The 1,904-nt window shown below is 33.7% G+C and carries 1 pseudogene; it reads right to left on the bottom strand.

What is annotated here, in order from left to right:
* Positions 1 to 897, bottom strand: a pseudogene (locus KA909_RS13905) (phage tail protein); the annotation flags it as partial.
* Positions 898 to 1,904: the final 1,007 nt, after the last annotated feature.

The following is a 1,904-nucleotide window of genomic DNA, read 5'->3' as shown; positions in this document are numbered from 1 at the left end:
TATTTTAGGCAGTTTATCCATGCCTAATTTACCTGCTACCCAATTGACACCTTCGATTAATTTATTCAAACCACTTTTAACCGAATTGACCATACCACCGATATGACCTTTAATTTTGCCAATGATAGATTTTAGACCATCACGCATATTCGTGAAGGTTGATCTAACTTTGGACCATAAGGCCTTAGACATATCAACAACAGAGTTCTTCATGCCACGCCAACTAGCTTTGGTACTGCTAGATATTTTTGACATTGTGTTGTGTGTGCCTGATTTCATCTTAGACCACGTATTTTTGACGCCGTTCCATAAAGATTTTGCTAAATCAGTAACTTTATTTTTAATAGAACGCCACGTATTAACGAGCCAATTTTTTAATTTGCTAAAGATATTCTTAGTACTAGACCACAGATTATTAAACGTATTTTTAACACTTGAGTATAAAGATTTAGCAAGTTTCACAACACTGTTTTTTAATGAGCGCCAAGTATTTACTAACCAGTTTTTCAACTTACTAAAGATACTTTTAGTTGAGGACCACAGACTAGTGAATGCTTTCTTCACTCCCGTGTACAGACCTTTAGCAAGTGCAACCACTCTATTTTTAATAAAGTTCCAACTTGCAATCATCCAAGATTTTAAAGTAGTTATAGTTTTGCGAACACTAGTACTCATTAATTTAATCGCATTTATAACGCCAGTTTTTATAGCTCGCCAAATTCTTAATGTTGTATTTTTAATAAAATTCCACAAATTTACTAGGAAATTTTTCAAACCATTAAAAGTTGCTTTACTTGTAGCAATCCAAGCACGAATAATTGCAACGACTCCATTTTTCAACGCAGTCCAAATTCTAATAGCTGTTGCTTTTATCACATTCCATAATGCTGCTAAAAAGGCTCTTAAAATTGCAAAGTTATTTTTAGCAATCAGCACAAAACCGCGTACTATCGCTATTACTCCATTTTTAAAGCCATTCCAGATTGCAATCGATAAATTTTTTAAGCCTGTGAATATTGCAATCACTGCATTTTTCATTCCAGTAAATAATGCTTTAACCACAGTAACTGAAACTCTAACACTTAATGTGATTACATTTTTAATTACAGTCCAAATAGCACGGAATGCATTAATTAACAAAGCACCTAAGGTCTTAGCAATAATCACTAAATTACCTAAGGCAAATCTAAGAATACCGGCTATAACTTGTAATGCACCTGCAAAGACCTGTTTAATACCTTGCCACATTAATGAGAAGTCGCCTGTAAACAAACCTTTAAAGATGTTGATAATACCACGAATAACATTAAGTCCACCTTGTACAACCATTCGAATTGATGTAAATACATTAATTACTATCTGTTTAATACCATTAAACACAATACTAAAGCTTGTTTTAATAGCACCTAAAATAGGTTTAATTATAGCGTTATACAACGTGCTTAAAACTATTGATACAGTTGCTTTCACAATTTGGAAAGCAGCAATAATGCTATCTCCGTTTTCTTTCCAGAAAGCTTTGAAGTAAGCGCCAACTGCTATTGAGATACTTTTAATGAAGTTAACAAAATCATTATAAGCACCACGTATCATTAGCAAAGTTGAAGTAAATTGTCGAGCTGCTTCATCAGGCAATATTTTTTTGAAAATATTTAACCCTTCACCAGTGTTCCCACTAAATACTGCTTTTATACCAGCGCCGAATTGTTTAATGATATTCCATAATCCGATAAACGCATTTTTAACCGGATTGATCACGGCATTAACGATATTTCTAAACGTCTCCGATTTTTTATAGGCAACCACAAATGCTACACCTATTGCTGCAATAGCTGCAACTGCAATCCCTATTGGTCCTGTTAATGCAGTCATCAGTCCACCTATTAAAGGTATCTTAGTAATCA

Origin of the sequence: Staphylococcus sp. GDX8P54P (genome assembly GCF_017893165.1) — a bacterium.
GTDB classification, from domain to species: domain Bacteria; phylum Bacillota; class Bacilli; order Staphylococcales; family Staphylococcaceae; genus Staphylococcus; species Staphylococcus borealis.
Note: the sequence above shows the minus strand (reverse complement) of the source record. Positions and strands in the feature narration are given on the sequence as shown.